19 protein-coding genes are annotated in these 15409 nt (G+C 72.0%); 11 read left to right on the plus strand and 8 right to left on the minus strand.

Annotated features, from left to right (window positions below):
* Positions 1-136 precede the first annotated feature (136 nt).
* Positions 137-937, plus strand: coding sequence for a site-2 protease family protein (locus ABTZ54_RS29795; protein ID WP_351669037.1), 801 nt, complete (start codon positions 137-139; stop codon positions 935-937).
* Here the strand turns inward: ABTZ54_RS29795 and ABTZ54_RS29800 are convergent.
* On the minus strand, positions 934-1164 hold the full coding sequence (locus ABTZ54_RS29800) for a hypothetical protein (RefSeq protein WP_351669039.1): 231 nt from the start codon (positions 1162-1164) through the stop codon (positions 934-936). The genes ABTZ54_RS29795 and ABTZ54_RS29800 overlap by 4 nt on opposite strands.
* 56 nt (positions 1165-1220) lie before the next feature.
* Complete coding sequence (gene npdG, locus ABTZ54_RS29805; RefSeq protein WP_351669041.1) at positions 1221-1934, minus strand: NADPH-dependent F420 reductase; 714 nt, start codon at positions 1932-1934, stop codon at positions 1221-1223.
* 101 nt (positions 1935-2035) lie between these two features.
* On the opposite strand from npdG, the gene ABTZ54_RS29810 reads away from it, so the two are divergent.
* Both ABTZ54_RS29810 and ABTZ54_RS29815 read left to right on the plus strand, forming a co-directional pair.
* Complete coding sequence (locus tag ABTZ54_RS29810) at positions 2036-2641, plus strand: hypothetical protein (RefSeq protein WP_351669042.1); 606 nt, start codon at positions 2036-2038, stop codon at positions 2639-2641.
* A 96-nt stretch (positions 2642-2737) separates the two neighbouring features.
* Positions 2738-3991 carry an MFS transporter gene (locus tag ABTZ54_RS29815; protein ID WP_351669044.1) on the plus strand — a complete coding sequence of 418 codons (1254 nt, stop codon included), beginning with the start codon at positions 2738-2740 and terminating at the stop codon, positions 3989-3991.
* Between the two features lie 79 nt (positions 3992-4070).
* Here ABTZ54_RS29815 and ABTZ54_RS29820 read toward each other — a convergent pair whose 3' ends face one another.
* Both ABTZ54_RS29820 and ABTZ54_RS29825 read right to left on the minus strand, forming a co-directional pair.
* Positions 4071-4457 carry a hypothetical protein gene (locus tag ABTZ54_RS29820; protein ID WP_351669046.1) on the minus strand — a complete coding sequence of 129 codons (387 nt, stop codon included), beginning with the start codon at positions 4455-4457 and terminating at the stop codon, positions 4071-4073.
* Positions 4458-4467: 10 nt separating this feature from the next.
* Positions 4468-4995, minus strand: coding sequence for a plastocyanin/azurin family copper-binding protein (locus ABTZ54_RS29825; protein WP_351669048.1), 528 nt, complete (start codon positions 4993-4995; stop codon positions 4468-4470).
* A gap of 128 nt (positions 4996-5123) precedes the next feature.
* On the opposite strand from ABTZ54_RS29825, the gene ABTZ54_RS29830 reads away from it, so the two are divergent.
* Together ABTZ54_RS29830 and ABTZ54_RS29835 are read left to right on the plus strand one after the other, a co-directional pair.
* A complete protein-coding gene (locus ABTZ54_RS29830; protein WP_351669050.1) occupies positions 5124-5699 on the plus strand; it encodes an RNA polymerase sigma factor in 576 nt (191 codons plus the stop codon).
* The gene (locus tag ABTZ54_RS29835) at positions 5696-6406 is read left to right on the plus strand and encodes a hypothetical protein (RefSeq protein ID WP_351669052.1); all 711 of its coding nucleotides are present in this window, start codon (positions 5696-5698) and stop codon (positions 6404-6406) included. Before ABTZ54_RS29830 ends, ABTZ54_RS29835 begins: the two co-directional genes overlap by 4 nt.
* A gap of 9 nt (positions 6407-6415) precedes the next feature.
* On the opposite strand, the gene ABTZ54_RS29840 is transcribed toward ABTZ54_RS29835, so the two are convergent.
* On the minus strand, positions 6416-6655 hold the full coding sequence (locus tag ABTZ54_RS29840) for a hypothetical protein (protein ID WP_351669054.1): 240 nt from the start codon (positions 6653-6655) through the stop codon (positions 6416-6418).
* 58 nt (positions 6656-6713) lie between these two features.
* Between ABTZ54_RS29840 and map the strand changes: the two genes are divergently transcribed.
* On the plus strand, positions 6714-7571 hold the full coding sequence (gene map, locus ABTZ54_RS29845; protein WP_351669056.1) for a type I methionyl aminopeptidase: 858 nt from the start codon (positions 6714-6716) through the stop codon (positions 7569-7571).
* An 86-nt stretch (positions 7572-7657) separates the two neighbouring features.
* Entirely contained in the window at positions 7658-8359 is a 702-nt protein-coding gene (locus ABTZ54_RS29850) for a biliverdin-producing heme oxygenase (protein WP_351669058.1), read from the plus strand.
* Between the two features lie 42 nt (positions 8360-8401).
* On the opposite strand, the gene ABTZ54_RS29855 is transcribed toward ABTZ54_RS29850, so the two are convergent.
* Positions 8402-9070, minus strand: coding sequence for a PhzF family phenazine biosynthesis protein (locus tag ABTZ54_RS29855; RefSeq protein ID WP_351669060.1), 669 nt, complete (start codon positions 9068-9070; stop codon positions 8402-8404).
* Positions 9071-9336: 266 nt separating this feature from the next.
* Between ABTZ54_RS29855 and efeO the strand changes: the two genes are divergently transcribed.
* From efeO to ABTZ54_RS29875, 4 genes are read left to right on the plus strand one after another with little or no spacing between them, the layout of a single operon-like run.
* Positions 9337-10494 (plus strand): iron uptake system protein EfeO, encoded by a 1158-nt coding sequence (gene efeO / locus ABTZ54_RS29860; protein ID WP_351669062.1) that lies wholly within the window; start codon positions 9337-9339, stop codon positions 10492-10494.
* 17 nt (positions 10495-10511) lie between these two features.
* The gene (gene efeB / locus ABTZ54_RS29865; RefSeq protein ID WP_502997338.1) at positions 10512-11813 is read left to right on the plus strand and encodes an iron uptake transporter deferrochelatase/peroxidase subunit; all 1302 of its coding nucleotides are present in this window, start codon (positions 10512-10514) and stop codon (positions 11811-11813) included.
* A 35-nt stretch (positions 11814-11848) separates the two neighbouring features.
* Positions 11849-12733 carry an iron uptake transporter permease EfeU gene (gene efeU, locus ABTZ54_RS29870; protein WP_351669064.1) on the plus strand — a complete coding sequence of 295 codons (885 nt, stop codon included), beginning with the start codon at positions 11849-11851 and terminating at the stop codon, positions 12731-12733.
* Positions 12693-13712, plus strand: coding sequence for an SCO2278 family lipoprotein (locus tag ABTZ54_RS29875; RefSeq protein ID WP_351669066.1), 1020 nt, complete (start codon positions 12693-12695; stop codon positions 13710-13712). Before efeU ends, ABTZ54_RS29875 begins: the two co-directional genes overlap by 41 nt.
* A 36-nt stretch (positions 13713-13748) precedes the next feature.
* Here the strand turns inward: ABTZ54_RS29875 and ABTZ54_RS29880 are convergent, their stop codons facing one another.
* Positions 13749-14528 (minus strand): bifunctional DNA primase/polymerase, encoded by a 780-nt coding sequence (locus ABTZ54_RS29880; protein ID WP_351669068.1) that lies wholly within the window; start codon positions 14526-14528, stop codon positions 13749-13751.
* A 109-nt stretch (positions 14529-14637) separates the two neighbouring features.
* Positions 14638-15300 (minus strand): TetR/AcrR family transcriptional regulator, encoded by a 663-nt coding sequence (locus tag ABTZ54_RS29885; RefSeq protein ID WP_351669070.1) that lies wholly within the window; start codon positions 15298-15300, stop codon positions 14638-14640.
* Positions 15301-15409 lie beyond the last annotated feature (109 nt).

Raw genomic sequence — 15409 nt, forward strand, 5'->3', positions numbered from 1 at the left:
GGTGGGGGTGTCCGGACGTGGCGGCGCCCTGAACGAGCGAAGCGAAGTGAAGTGCGCAGTCCGGACACCCCCACCCCCGCGGAGGCACCGGCCCCCGCGACCCCACGGGTGAGGCCCGACGGGATAGGTTCCCGCCATGACCACGACCACACACCGCCACCGCCCCCACGAGCGTCGCGTCAGCCCGGTCTTCCTGGCGATCCTCGCCGTGATGGGCGTCACCGGCTGGGCCGTGTGGACGGACTTCGCCGCCTCCACCAGCCTGGCGATCTTCCTCTTCGTGACCTCGGCGTGGATCGTCTCGCTCTGCCTCCACGAGTACGCGCACGCCCGCACGGCACTGCACGGCGGCGACATCACGGTCGGCGCGAAGGGCTATCTGACCCTGAACCCGCTGGCGTACACGCACGCCGTGCTGAGCGTGATCCTGCCGGTCCTCTTCGTCATCATGGGCGGCATCGGCCTGCCCGGCGGCGCGGTCTTCATCGAGCGGGACCGGGTCAGGGGCCGCTGGAAGCACAGCGCGATCTCGGCGGCGGGCCCCCTGGCCAACGTGCTGTTCGCGGTCGTGTGCACGGCCCCGTTCTGGCTGGGCGCCCTCGACGGCGTACCGGCCGCGTTCCGCTACGCGCTCGCGTTCCTGGCGTTCCTCCAGGTGACGGCGGCGCTCCTGAACTCGCTGCCGGTGCCGGGCCTCGACGGCTACGGGGTGATCGAGCCCTGGCTGTCGTACCGCTTCAAGCGCCAGATCGAGCCGTACGCGCCGTACGGCTTCTTCGTCGTGATGGCGCTGCTCTTCGTCCCGGCGATCAACGGAGCGTTCTTCGACGGGGTCGACGCCCTGATGCAGGCGCTGGGCGTCCCGGACGTATCCCGCTACTGCGGCTCCCAGCTGTACCGCTTCTGGGAGTCAGCACCCGAGATCTGCGCGGTCTAGCCCTCCGCCGCGCCCGAGGCCTTGGCGCGCCGGATGTAGTACCAGGCCATGTTCGACGAGAGACCGGCCAGCAGCACCCAGACGATGCCGAGGAAGCTGCCCTGGACGAAGGAGACGACGGCCGCGGTGACGGCGAGCGCGCAGACGACCAGGGCGTAGAGGGCGAGGCGGGGCATGGAGGTCGGCTCCTGTCGGAACGGCGATGGTGCCCGACCAGTGTCCCCCATACCGGGACCAAGCCCCGCGCGGGACCCCGCAGAGCCCCGCGCGCGGCTCAAAAGACCTAGACGTCGGTGACCCGAAGCCCCGCGTGCGCCTTGTACCGCCGGTTCACGGAGATCAGGTTGGCGACGAGCGACTCGACCTGGTGCGCGTTGCGCAGCCGCCCGGCGAAGACGCCGCGCATGCCGGGGATGCGCCCGGCCAGCGCCTGGACGATCTCGACGTCCGCGCGGACCTCGCCGAGGACCATGACGTCGGTGTCGATCTCGTCGATGGACGCGTCCTGGAGCAGCACGGCGGACAGGTGGTGGAAGGCGGCGGTGACCCGCGCGTCGGGCAGCAGCGCGGCAGCCTGCTCGGCGGCCGAACCCTCCTCGGGCTTGAGGGCGTAGGCGCCCTGCTTGTCGAAGCCGAGCGGATTGACGCAGTCGACGACCAGCTTGCCGACGAGCTCCGGGCGCAGCGCCTCCAGGGTCTTCGCGTGCCCGTCCCACGGCACGGCGACGATGACGATGTCGCTGCGCCGCGCGCACTCGGCGTTGTCGGCGCCCTCGACGCCGAGCCCGAGCTCGTCGGCCGCGGCCTGGGCCCGGTCGGCGGCGCGCGAGCCGATGATCACCTTCTGGCCGGCCTTGGCGAGCCGGTAGGCAAGGCCACGGCCCTGGTCGCCGGTGCCGCCGAGCACACCGACGACGAGCCCGGAGACATCGGGAAGGTCCCAGGGGTCCTTGGGGGCGGAAGCGGCGGCAGGGCGGGAGGAGGACGAGGAAGTCATGCCCCCGACATTACCGACCGGTCGCCCGGCCCGACCCCGTACGGGTGAGACTTCCGCGAACCCCCGCGCACGCCCCCGGCGCGGGCCCATGATGGGGCGCCATGGACGCCGTACGTGTCGCGCTGCTGCGTGAAGTGCTCGCCGGTACGGAGTGGCCGGCGGCGGCCCGCCGCTTCGCGGGCTCCCTGCGCTCCTCGGTCGTCTCGCACGGCGGCGGGCTGCTGCTCGTGGGGACGGAGGAGTACGAGCCCTGGCACCTGGCCGCGCATCTGGTCGACGAGTCGGCCTGGTCCGGCTGCCCGGAGCTGGCGCCGACGCTGGTGCGCCACCGGGTACGCCCCGGGGATCCGGCGCACCTGGCCGTGGGCCTGGGCAGGATCGAGACGGCCGGCCGAGGGGCGACGCTGCTGATGGTGGCGCCGACGCGCCCGGCGGAGGGGCTGCTCGAACGGGTCCACGACGCGCGCAGGGCGGGGGCGACGGTGCTGTCCCTGGACGCCGGCGACCCGGAGCTGCGCGGCCTGGCGCACGAGACGCTGGCGGTGGCGGCGGACGCGGAGGTGGACCTGGACACGGTCCAGCACCTGGTGAGCGCGGCGACCGGCGAGAACTGCCTGCCCCCGGCCCCGAGGGGCCGCCTGCGCTTCCGGGACCGGTTGTCGAGGCTGGCGGACCAGCTGACGGCCCCGCCACCGGCCCGGTGGTGAAGGCGCTCGAAGCGAAGCCGAGAAGACGCCGCGGCACGCCGTGACACGCCGTAATTCGGTTGCTCGGGGCAAGGGCTCCGCTCAGCATGGCACCTCGTGAAACGCCTCCTCCCCGACCTGGCCCCCTGGCGCTCCTCCCACGACTTCCGCCTGCTGTGGGTGCAGGGCCTCGTGGCGTACTTCGCCGGCTTCATGGCGCTGATCGCGCTGCCGCTCCAGATCAAGGAGCTCACGGACTCACCGCTGGCGGTGGGCGCGATGGGCGCAGTGGAGCTGGTCCCGCTGATCGTCTTCGGGCTGTACGGCGGGGCGCTCGCCGACGCCGTGGACCGCCGCAAGGTGATCGTGGCGACGGAGGCGGGCCTGGCACTGCTCGCGCTCGTCCTGTTCCTGAACGCGCTGCTGGAGCGGCCGCTGCTGTGGCCGCTGTACGTGGTCGCGGCGGGGGTCTCGGCGCTGGCCGGACTGCAACGCCCGGCGCTGGACTCGCTGATGGCGAGGATCGTGCCGCACGAGCAGCAGACGGCCGCGGCGGCGCTGAACTCGCTGCGCTGGCAGTTGGGCTCGATCGCGGGCCCGGCGCTCGCGGGCCTCGTCGTGGCGTACGCGGGTCACGCCCCGGCGTACGCGGTGGGGATGGCGGGCTTCGTACTGTCGGTGGCGCTGTGCCGACGCCTGTCGCCCGCTCCTCCCAAGCGGGACGCGGACAAGCCGTCGCTGCGCGGGATCGTGGAGGGCGCGCGGTACGCGTGGTCGCGCCCGGTGCTGCTCGGCACGTACGCGATCGATCTCGCGGCGATGTTCTTCGCCTTCCCGAACACGATCTTCCCGTTCCTCGCGGAGGACCTGGACGCGGAGTGGTCGCTGGGCCTGATGTACGCGGCCGGTTCGATCGGCTCCCTGGTCCTGGGCCTGACCAGCGGCTGGACGTCGAAGGTGCGGCGGCACGGGCTGCTGGTGGTGGCGGGGGCGACGGGCTGGGGTCTGGCCATCGCGGCGGCGGGCTGGTTCGGGAACGTGTGGCTGGTGCTGCTGTGCCTGGCGTTCGCGGGCGCCGGCGACATGCTGAGCGGCCTCGGCAGGGCGACGATCTGGAACCAGACGATCCCGGAGGAGCTGCGCGGCCGCCTGGCGGGCATCGAGGTGCTGTCGTACAGCGTGGGCCCGCAGCTCGGCCAGGTCCGGGCGGGCGCGATGGCCGGCTGGACGGGCACGCGGGCGGCGGTCTGGTCGGGCGGGGTGGCCTGCGTGGCGTCGGTAGGCCTGCTGTGCCTGGCGCTGCCGAAGCTGCTGGCGTACGACGCGAGGACGGACGAGGACGCGCTGGCCCGGAAGGCGGCGGTGGCGTAAAGAAAAGGGGCCCCAGGCCATGTCCGGACACGGCCCACCGGACACGGCCTGACCACCCCACCCCCTACCCCCACCCCCCCTATCCCCCGACCCGCCGTCGCCCCGCCCGTTCCTTCAGGAACAGGACGGCGAGGACGGCGACCCCCGCCGACTCGACGGCGAGCGTGGGCACGACCAGGTCCGCGTCGATCGACTCCTGGAAACCGAAGAGACCCGTGGTGAGGCTCAGGACGAGCGCTCCGAGGGTGCCCGCGGTGAAGAGCGCGGTGCCCGCGGCGACCGCCTCCAGGAGACGGCCGGGCGTCACGAGCAGCGCCGCCGCGAGGGCGAAGCCGACGATGCCGTTCAGCAGGAAGAGCACGCCGATGGTGGCGAGCTCGCGGTAGCCGCCGGCCCACAGGTGCAGGTGGATCGCGGCCATCGTGGCGGTCAGGGCGACACCGGTCAGCCGCAGTACGGCCGTCACGACGGCGCTTCTAGTAGCCGGTACCCGTGCCGCTGCCGTTGCCATTGCCGTTCCCGTTGCTCGGGGTCGTGCCGGACGTGCCGCCGACCGTGATCTGGGTCTTCATGCCCAGGTCCTTGTGGCCGTCGACCGGGCAGTAGACCTGGTAGGTGGTGCCGGACTTCAGGGTCACCGTGAGGGTGGCGGAGTCGCCCGGGGCGAGCGTCTTGGTGCGGTTCTCCGCGCCGCCGCCCTCGATCTCCAGGGCATGGTCGTGCTGACCGTCGTTCTTCGCGACGAAGGTGTACTGGCCCGGCTTGTCGGGCTGCGGGGAGAGCGCGATGTGGAAGTCGGTGAGATCGGCCTTCACCTGGGTGCCCGTGGCGCCGGCGGACGGCGCCGGCGCGGGGGTGCTGCTGCTACTGCTGCTGCCGCCGCCTCCCCCGCCGCCGCAGGCGGCCAGGAGGGCGGCCAGGGCGGCGCCGGACAGGCCGAGGGCGATACGGCCCCGGGTCCGGCGGGTGCGAGAGGTACGCGGCGTACGCGTCGTTTCGGTCATGGTCAGTTCCTCCGCAGGAGATACGACCGAGCGGGGCGAAGGGATTGCGCGGGCGGACGGACAATGGACACCAGCAACACCAGCAACACCAGGCAATCCCTTCGGGGCCGCGAAACGTATCCACGGGTATGCGGCACATGGGCACTTCCCTCGGGCAGGTCCCCGACGAGGCACTGCTCTCCGGTCTGACCACGGGCGACCAGGAGATCGCGGTGGCGTTCGTGCGCCGTTTCCAGCGGACCGTGTTCGGGGTGGCCGTCGCCGTCGTCGGCGACACCCAGCTGGCCGAGGACATCGCCCAGCAGACCTTCGAGCGCGCCTGGCGGCACGCCCAGGTGTACGACCCGCGGCGCGGCTCGGTGCGGACCTGGCTGACGACGATCGCGCACAACCTGGCCATCGACGCCGTACGGGCCCGGCGGGCCACCCCGGTGGCCCCGGAGGACCTGGACGCGCTGCTCGGCGCCATGACGGACACGCCCGAGCGGTACGCGGTGGCCGAGGAGGGCTCGGAGCGGGTCCGGCGGGCGGTGGCGACGCTGCCGCGCGAGCAGGCGCGGGCGCTGGTGATGGCGGGGATCTACGGGATGACCGCGCGGGAGGTCGCCGCGCGGGAGTCCGTACCGCTGGGCACCGCCAAGACCCGGATCAGGACGGGGACGGCGAAGCTGCGGGCGGCTCTGGAGCGGGAGGAGGAGCGGTGAGCGGCGTGGAGTGCGAGCGGCTGCGGGAGCTCGGTGCGGAGCTGGCGCTGGGGGTCCTCCCGGCCCTGGAGCGGGCCGAGGCGGTCGCCCATCTGGACCGCTGCCCGGAGTGCCGGGAGTACGTGGAGCAGCTGACGGCGGTCGGGGACGGGCTGCTGGGCCTGCTGCCGGAGGCGGAACCACCGGTCGGCTTCGAGAGCCGGGTGGTGGCGACCCTGGCACCGGCACAGGCACCCACGTCGGCACCAACACAGGCCCGCGCCCCCCGCCGATACAGGCTGCGCCGACTACGCCTGGCCGCCGCCGCGGTGGCCGCGGCCCTGGCCTGCGGCTTCGGCGGATGGGCCGTCGGCACCGTGGTGGAGAGCGCACCGGCGGTCTCGACGCATCCGGGGCATCCGGGCCTCTTCGAGGCGGCCCTGATGTCACCCGCCGGGCACGAGGTGGGCCAGGTCTTCGCCCACTCCGGACGAACGGGGCAGCCGGGCTGGGTCTCCATGTCGGTGGACCTGGAGGGCGGCGGCCACGGACCGGTGCGCTGCGTACTGGTCGCAGCCGACGGCAGCTCGACGGAGCTCGGCTCGTTCGCGCTCAAGGACGGATACGGCTACTGGGCCGCCCCGGCCCAGCTGGGCCCCGCGGCACCGACCGGAGTCCGGCTGCTCGGCACGGACGGGACCGTACTGGCGACCGCGAACTTCGCCTAGGCGAAGGCCCTAGCGACCCTCGCCCTCGCCCCCGTCACCACCCCGCTTGTCATGCCACCGAGGATCCGTCTCCCACTCCAGGTTCCGCTCCCGCGCCGTCTCCATGGCGTGGGCGGCCTCCTCGGGGGTGGCGTAGGGGCCGAAGCGGTTCTTGGCCGGGCACTCGGGGCCCTCCTCGACCTTCTTGTGCTCCAGGCAGTAGTACCACTCGCCCGGCTTGCCCACCGTGCGCTTCTTGAACAGGGCCATCGTCGGCTCCTTCCTCTGTCGCCATGCTGCCCCAGACGCGGTCGTTAGACTCGCTGACATGTCTGGCCAGTCGCTTCTCGTACCGGGGGAGCTCTCCCCCCACCGTTCCGTTCCCGGGTCCATCCGCCGCCCCGAGTACGTCGGAAAGCCCGCCCCCACCCCGTACTCCGGGCCCGAGGTGCAGGACTCCGACACGATCGAGCGGATGCGGATCGCCGGCCGTATCGCCGCACAGGCGATGGAGGAGGCCGCCAAGCACATCGCGCCGGGGGTGACCACGGACGAGCTGGACCGGGTCGCGCACGAGTTCATGTGCGACCACGGGGCCTACCCGTCGACACTCGGCTACCGCGGCTTCCCGAAGTCGCTGTGCTCGTCGGTCAACGAGGTCATCTGTCACGGCATCCCGGACTCGACCGTCCTGAAGGACGGCGACATCGTGAACCTGGACGTGACCGCGTACATCAACGGCGTCCACGGCGACAACAACGCGACCTACCTGTGCGGCGACGTGGACGAGGAGTCCCGGCTGCTCGTCGAGCGGACCCGCGAGTCCCTGAACCGGGCCATCAAGGCGGTCAAGCCGGGCCGGCAGGTCAACATCATCGGCCGGGTCATCGAGTCGTACGCCAAGCGCTTCGGCTACGGCGTCGTGCGCGACTTCACGGGGCACGGCATCAACTCGTCGTTCCATTCCGGGCTGATCATTCCGCACTACGACTCGCCGCACCACACGACGGTCATCCAGCCCGGCATGACGTTCACGATCGAGCCGATGCTGACCCTGGGCACCCACGAGTACGACATGTGGGAGGACGGCTGGACCGTGGTGACCAAGGACCGGAAGCGGACGGCGCAGTTCGAGCACACGCTCGTGGTGACGGAGACCGGGGCCGAGATTCTTACGTTGCCCTGACCCGATCCGGGGGTAGCTTTTTACCGACAGGACGTCGGGAACCAGTTGACTTAGGTATGCCTAACTAGGCAGGATCATCGTGGTCAATGTCGGTTCCCGACCCCCCGACCCCCCGACGGTCCCGGAGGCACGCCTTGGACACGCCCTTCTCGACGCTCATCCGCACCGCCTCGCACGAGCAGCACACGGAAGCCGAGTCGTCGACGTTCATGAGCGACCTCCTCGGCGGCCACCTGGCCGTGGACGCCTACGCGCGCTACACGGAGCAGCTGTGGTTCGTGTACCGGGCCCTGGAGGAGGGCGCCGAGGCCTTGAGGTCCGACCCGGTGGCCGGCCCCTTCATACAGCCGGAGCTGTTCCGCACGGCCGCCCTGGAGCAGGACCTCGCCCACCTGCGGGGCCCGGACTGGCGCGCGACCGTCACCGCGCTGCCCGCCACCGAGGCGTACGCGGCGCGGGTCGCCGAGTGCGCCCGTGACTGGCCCGCCGGATACGTGGCGCACCACTACACCCGCTATCTGGGCGACCTGTCGGGCGGCCAGATCATCCGGGACAAGGCCGAGCGGACCTGGGGCTTCGCGCGCAAGGGCGACGGCGTGCGCTTCTACGTCTTCGACGCCATCGGCAACCCCGCCGCGTTCAAGCGGGGTTACCGGGAGCTGCTCGACGCGGTGAACGCGGACGATCTGGAGAAGCAGCGGATCGTCGACGAGTGCAAGCGCGCGTTCGACTTCAACGGGGCGGTGTTCCGGGAGCTGGCGAACGAGTTCCCGCTGACGGCGGCCTGATCACTGAGCAGGGGGGCGACCCCCCCCCGCTCCCCCTCAAACTCAAACGACGAAGGTCCGCTCCAGCCGGACCCGCCCGCCCAGCTCGACGATGCCGTCCGGTCCGGGCGCGGTGAGCAACTGCGAGCCGCGCCCCTGGGTGATGTTGAGCGCCCGCCCCAGCTCGGCGGTGAGCAGCAGCGCCGCCGCGCCCGTCGCCTCGTCCTCGTCGATGCCGTCGCCGCGCCCGGGGAAGGCCCGCGCCCGGATCCGCCCGGCGGCCTCGTCCTCCCAGGCCCAGGCATAGATCCACTCCCCCGGCTCCGGGACGTCCAGGGCGTCGACCTCGGCGGCGGAGGCGTAACGGCGCAGGGTGCGCGGCGGGGCCCATTCGGCGCGGGCCTCGATCCAGGTGAACTCGCCGTCGCCGCGCACCCACACCTCGCCGGCGGGCGGCCGGACGACCTCCAGGTCGAGCAGCCAGGCCGCGCCGACGAGCGGGTGCCCGGCGAAGGGCAGCCGAAGGCCCGGGGTGTAGATGTCGACGATCCCGCGCTCCGGGTCGTCCACGAACACGGTCTCGCTGAAGCCGAGCTCCTTGGCGAGCGCCTGCCGGGACGCCTCGTCGGGGTGGCCGCGCCCCTCCCGTACGACTCCGAGAGCGTTGCCGTGCCGGCCGTCGCCCGCACAGAAGACCCGCAGGACGTCGATGTCAGTGACCGTCGTGTTCATGGCGGAATTGAAGCATTCGGAGGCACCTCCGGACAGGCGCCCCGGCTCCCTACTCACGCGTAACCCGAATCGGGACAATCCACCCCACTTGACCAGCCCTTGACCAAGCCCTGAAGCCCCCATGAGGCAGCTGTGACCAGGCCGTGTCCGGGGCGTCGGTCCTGAGAGGTGAATCACTGGACGGGTGGGTACTGCTGAGGTAAGCCTCGGTTAAGTTAGGTCCGCCTCACCCCGTCCCCAGCGTCGTGTCCCCGAGTGGAGCCCTCATGCGAGCCGTCCGTCTCACCGTCGTCACCGCCGCCGCCACAGCGGCGACTCTGGCCGCCGTCACGGGCTGCACCCAGAAAAGCGACGCGAAGTCGGAGGACGGCGCGGTGCAGGTCGTCGCCAAGGACGACTCCTGCGAGGTGTCGAAGAAGGACTTCCCGGCCGGTCACCTGAAGCTGAACGTGGAGAACCGCGGCAGCAAGATCACCGAGGTCTACGTCCTGTACCCGGACGACCGGATCGTGGCCGAGCGCGAGAACATCGGCCCCGGCACCAAGGCGTCGATCACCGCCGAGATCAAGGCCGGCGACTACGAGATCGTGTGCAAGCCCGGCATGAAGGGCGACGGCATCCGGCAGAAGGTCACCGCGACCGGCGCCGGTTCCGCCGCCGTCAAGCGCTCCCCCGAGATGGACGCCGCCGTCGCCGCCTACCGCCAGTACGTGCAGGCGCAGGCCGACGCGACCATGCCCAAGGTGAAGGTGTTCACCGACGCGGTGCGCGCCGGTGACATCGAGGGCGCGAAGAAGGCCTACGCCGACTCCCGTATCGGCTGGGAGCGCACCGAGCCGGTCGCCGAGTCCTTCGGCGACATCGACCCCAAGGTCGACGTCCGCGAGGACGGCCTGGAGGCCGGCCAGGACCCGGCCAAGGACTGGACCGGCTGGCACCGCCTGGAGAAGGCGCTGTGGCAGGACAAGAAGATCGGCGACCGCGAGAAGCAGCTCGCCGACCTCCTCGACAAGGACCTGGCCGACTGGCAGAAGCGGGTCGGCAAGGCCGACATCACGCCCACCTCCATGGCCAACGGCGCCAAGGAGCTCCTCGACGAGGTCGCCACCGGCAAGGTGACCGGCGAGGAGGAGCGTTACTCCCACACCGACCTGGTCGACTTCAAGGGCAACGTCGAGGGCGCCCAGAAGTCCTTCGAGCTCCTGAAGCCGGTCGCCGTCAAGAACGACCCCAAGCTGGTCGCCGAGCTCGACAAGCAGTTCGCCGCCCTGAACACGCTGCTCGACAAGTACCGCGCGGACAAGACGAGCTACGTCTTCACCTCGTACGAGAAGGTCGGCAAGGAGCAGCGCAAGGAGCTCTCGGACAGCGTCAACGCGCTCGCCGAGCCGCTCTCCAAGCTGGCCGCCGCGGTCGTGAAGTAGAAGAGGGGACGATCCTGATGAGCACGCCCTCTGACGAGAGCATCACGGAGAGCACGGAGCCGGCCGAGTCCGCCGCGCAGGGCACCACGCCCTCCCGCCGCAGCGTCATCGGCTGGGGCGGGGCCGGGCTCGCGCTCGGCGCCGTCGCGGCCGGCACCACCGTCGCCCTGACCCGGGGCGGCGGCGAGGCCACCCAGACCGTCGCCGAGAGCGGCGCGGCCGTCCCCTTCCACGGCGCGCACCAGGCCGGCATCGCCACCGCCGTCCAGGACCGCCTGCACTTCGCGTCCTTCGACGTGAAGACGAAGGACCGCGCCGAGCTGATCCAGCTCCTGAAGGACTGGACCCGGGCCGCCGAGCGCATGACGGCAGGACACGAGGTCGGCGAGGGCGCGTACGGCGGCCTGCCCGAGGCCCCGCCGGACGACACGGGCGAGGCCCTCGGCCTCAAGCCCTCCCGGCTCACCCTCACCATCGGCTTCGGCCCCTCGCTCTTCGACGGCCGTTTCGGTCTCGCGGAGAAGCGGCCCGGCGCCCTGGTGGAGCTGCCCAAGTTCCCCGGCGACAACCTGGACCCGGCCCGCACCGGCGGCGACCTGTGCGTCCAGGCCTGCGCGGACGACCCGCAGGTCGCCGTGCACGCCATCCGCAACCTGGCCCGCATCGGCTTCGGCAAGGTCGCGGTGCGCTGGTCCCAGCTGGGCTTCGGCAAGACGTCCTCGACGACCCCGGACGCCCAGACCCCGCGCAACCTGTTCGGGTTCAAGGACGGCACCCGCAACATCGCCGGCACCGAGACCGACCGCCTCGCGCAGCACGTGTGGGTGTCGGGCAAGGGCGCCGAGGGTCCGGCGGCCTGGATGGACGGCGGCTCGTACCTCGTCGCGCGCCGGATCCGGATGAACGTCGAGACCTGGGACCGCACCTCGCTCGCCGAGCAGGAGGACGTCTTCGGCCGCGACAAGAAGGAAGGCGCGGCCGTCGGCAAGGCCAAGGAGCACGACGAGCCGTTCCTGAAGGCGATGAAGCCGGACGCGCACGTGCGCCTGGCGCACCCCGACTCCAACGGCGGGGCGACGATCCTGCGCCGCGGCTACTCCTTCACGGACGGCACGGACGGCCTGGGCCGCCTGGACGCGGGCCTGTTCTTCCTCGCGTACATGCGGGACGTCCGTACCGGCTTCATCCCGGTGCAGACCTCGCTGGCCCGCAACGACGCGCTCAACGAGTACACCCAGCACGTGGGTTCGGCACTGTTCGCGATCCCGCCGGGCGTCCAGGGCAAGGACGACTGGTGGGGCCGGGCGCTGTTCGCCTGAGGTCGCGTACAACCCCGTCATAGGAAGGGACCGACGTGTTCGGCAACTATCTGATCGGCCTGCGTGAGGGTCTTGAGGCCAGCCTGGTCGTCTGCATCCTCATCGCGTACCTGGTGAAGACCGGGCGCAGGGACGCCCTGCGGCCGATCTGGATCGGCATCGGCGTCGCCGTCGCGCTCGCGCTGGCGTTCGGCGCCGGCCTCACGTTCGGCTCGCAGGAGCTGACCTTCGAGGCGCAGGAGCTGCTCGGCGGTTCGCTGTCGATCGTCGCCGTGGTCCTGGTGACCTGGATGGTCTTCTGGATGCGGCGCACCGCGCGGCATCTGAAGACCGAGCTGCACGGCAGGCTGGACGCGGCGCTCCAGATGGGCACGGGCGCGCTGGTCGCGACCGCGTTCCTGGCGGTCGGCCGGGAGGGCCTGGAGACGGCGCTGTTCGTGTGGGCGTCGGTGCGGGCCTCCTCGGACGGCACGCACGCGCCGCTGATCGGCGTGGTCCTGGGCCTGCTGACGGCGGTGTTCCTGGGCTGGCTGTTCTACCGGGGCGCGCTGAAGATCAACCTGGCGAAGTTCTTCACCTGGACCGGCGGCATGCTGGTCGTGGTCGCCGCCGGTGTGCTCGCGTACGGCGTGCACGACCTCCAGGAGGCGGACTTCCTCGGCGGTCTCGCCAACAAGGCCTTCGACGTCTCCGCGACGATCCCGCCGGACAGCTGGTACGGCACGCTCCTGAAGGGCGTGTTCAACTTCCAGCCCGACCCGACGGTCCTTCAGGTCACGGTGTGGGCGCTGTATCTGGTCCCGACGCTCGCCCTGTTCCTGGCCCCGGTAGGGTCGGGGGCGTCCAAGCGGGTGGCGAAGCAGAAGGCGACCGAGACCGATGAGAAGGCTGAGGCGACCGGCGTGGAGACGGCCGGCTGACACGCTCCTCGCGGCGGCGACGGCTTCCGTCCTCGCCCTGACCGCGAGCGGCTGCGTGACGGTGCACGGCGAGCGGGAGCTGACCCCCGCCGCGACGAAGGCCGAGGCCGAGCAGGCCCTCAAGGACTTCACGGACGCCTACAACAAGGCCGACAAGGCGTACGACCCGGCCCTCGACGCGGGCCGGGTCACCGGTCCGATGGGCGAGATCAACCAGGCGGGCCTGAGGTCGCGCCAGAAGTCCACCCCCGGCGGCAACCCGGACCACCGGCCGCTGGAGCTCACGGACGCGAAGTTCTCCATTCCCCGGAAGGCCGGCTGGCCGCGCTTCTTCGTCGCGGACACCGACTCGAACCGGGACACCGACCAGGGGCCCGGCGACAACCGCTGGCTCCTGGTCTTCGTGCGTGGCGGCGCCCAGCAGCTCTGGGAGGTCGCCTATCTGTCGATCCTGAGCCCCGGCGACATCCCCGCGTTCAAGAGCGAGGCGGGGTACGCGGTGCCGGTCGGCGCCGGGTCGCAGGGCCTGGCGGTCGCGCCGCAGGAGCTGGGCGAGCGGTACGTGTCGTTCCTGAAGGACGGCGGCACCGGACAGCGGGGGCCGTGGGCGCCCGGCCCGCACACCACCGAGTGGCGGGCGGCGCGCGCGCAGGACGCCAAGCGGCCCGGGATGGTCACGCAGTACGTCGACCGGGCCGACAGCGCCGGGGACTTCGCGCCGCTGGGGCTCGCGACGCGGGACGGCGGGGCCCTGGTCTTCTTCGCCACCCGCTACTTCGAGCGCGAGACGGCGGCCCCGGGCTACCGGCCGAAGGTCGGCAAGGACGTGCGGGCGCTGCTGACCGGCGAGGTCAAGAACACGATCACCAAGCGGTGGGTGTCCAGCCAGTCGGTGGTGGTGAAGCCGGCGGGCACGGAACGCGACGCGGTCACGGTCGTGGGCCGGCTCCAGGGCGTGACGGCGGCGGAGGGGTCGTAGCCCCTCCTCTCCCACCGTCCTTCGCGCCGTACGGGCTCAGCGGCCGATCGGCCAGGCCGCCTCGTGCTCCGCGGGTTCCCCCTGCTCGGCCCGGAGTGCCGCGTGGCGGGCGCAGGCGTCGGTGAGGGTCTCCAGGAGGTTCAGCGGGTCGGGCAGCGGGTGCTCGGGGCCGCGCAGCCAGGAGTGGACGGGCTGGCTGCCCTCGTCACCCGGGAGCCGGGACGGCGGCACGAGCACGTAGCTGCCCCGGCAGTGCCAGCGGAGCCCCGGGTGCTCGTCCATGGTCTCGGGGTGGCAGTCCAGCTCGCAGGGCCACCACTCGTCCTCGTCCTCGGGGGTGCCGCGGGTGGCGGTGAAGAAGAGCATCCGGCCGTCGTCGGCGCGGTCCTCGGCGGCGCCGGAGACGGCGACGGGGCCGACGTCGACGCCCTCGGCGAGCAGCCGGTCGAGAGCGGCCTGACCTGCGGCGAGGGGGACGTCGAGGACGTCGTGGACCATGCCGGTGGCGGTGACGAAGTTCGCCTCGGGCTCGTTGCGGGCCCAGCGCTCGATCTGGGCGCGGTCGGTGGTCGACTGCGTCTGCCAGGCGAAGGAGACGGGGTGCCGGGCGGGTGTGGGACAGCCGATCCGCTCACAGGAACAGCGGTAGCCGACGGGGTACGCGGCGGGGGCCAGCGGCATCCCGGCGGCGGCGACGGCCAGGAGCGCGTTCTCGCGGTCGTTCTCGACGTCGGCCGCGCTCCGCTTGGGGCGCCTGCGCAGCCACTGTGCGAGTTTGCTCTCCGTGCCGCGGTAGCGGCCGATGCCGTCGCCCATCTATCCCCTCACACCTCGTGCTCGCCCGTTCGGTCCCACGGGCTCTCCATGGTCCCACCATCCTGCGCCTCGGGTGACCGGAGTCGGGAACCGGGGGGTGGGCCGGTTCTCACGGACGGGCCCCGAGGCCGCGCAGGGCGTAGTCGACGAGGGTGTCGGCGTAGGCGTGGGTGAGCGGCAGGGTGCGGTGCAGCCAGCGGTGGTGGAGCGGTCCGACGAGCAGTTCCAGGGCGATCCGGGGGTCGACGCCGGGGTCGATGTCGCCGGCCGCCTGGGCGGCCTCGATGCGGCGCACGTACAGCTGGAGCGAGGGTTCGAGGAGCCTGGCGGTGAACTCGGCGCCGAGGGCCGGGTCCACGATGCCCTCGGCGGCGAGGGCGCGGGTGGGGCGGTCGTAGACGGGGTCGTTGAGCTCGTCGACGGTGGCCCGCAGGACCAGCTTGAGGTCGGCGGCGAGGTCGCCGGTGTCGGGGATCTCACTCCCGCCGCTGCCGCCGAGCGCCTCGCTCGCCTGCTCGGCCAGGTCGAGGAAGGCCTCCATGAGGACGGCGGGCTTGGAGTTGACCGGCCACCAGCGGTAGATGGTCTGCTTGCCGACGCCCGCGCGGGAGGCGATGCCCTCGACGGTGGTCCTGGCGTAGCCGTTCTCGGAGACGAGGTCGAGGGCGGCGGCGTAGATGGCGCGGCGGGAGCGCTCGCTGCGGCGGGAGGAGTCGGGGGCCTTGTCGGGGGCCTTGTCGGGTCCCTTGTCGGGTCCCTTGGTGTCGGTCATTCCGTAAACGTAGCAGCCAGCGAGACGTATCGTCTCGCCACTCTCTCCGCCACCCACTCGTCATCCGAACCACCCGAACGGTCCACTGCGCACGGCCCCCGGAGAGCGG

The organism is Streptomyces sp. NPDC094032 (assembly GCF_040303965.1).
Taxonomy (GTDB): Bacteria; Actinomycetota; Actinomycetes; order Streptomycetales; family Streptomycetaceae; genus Streptomyces.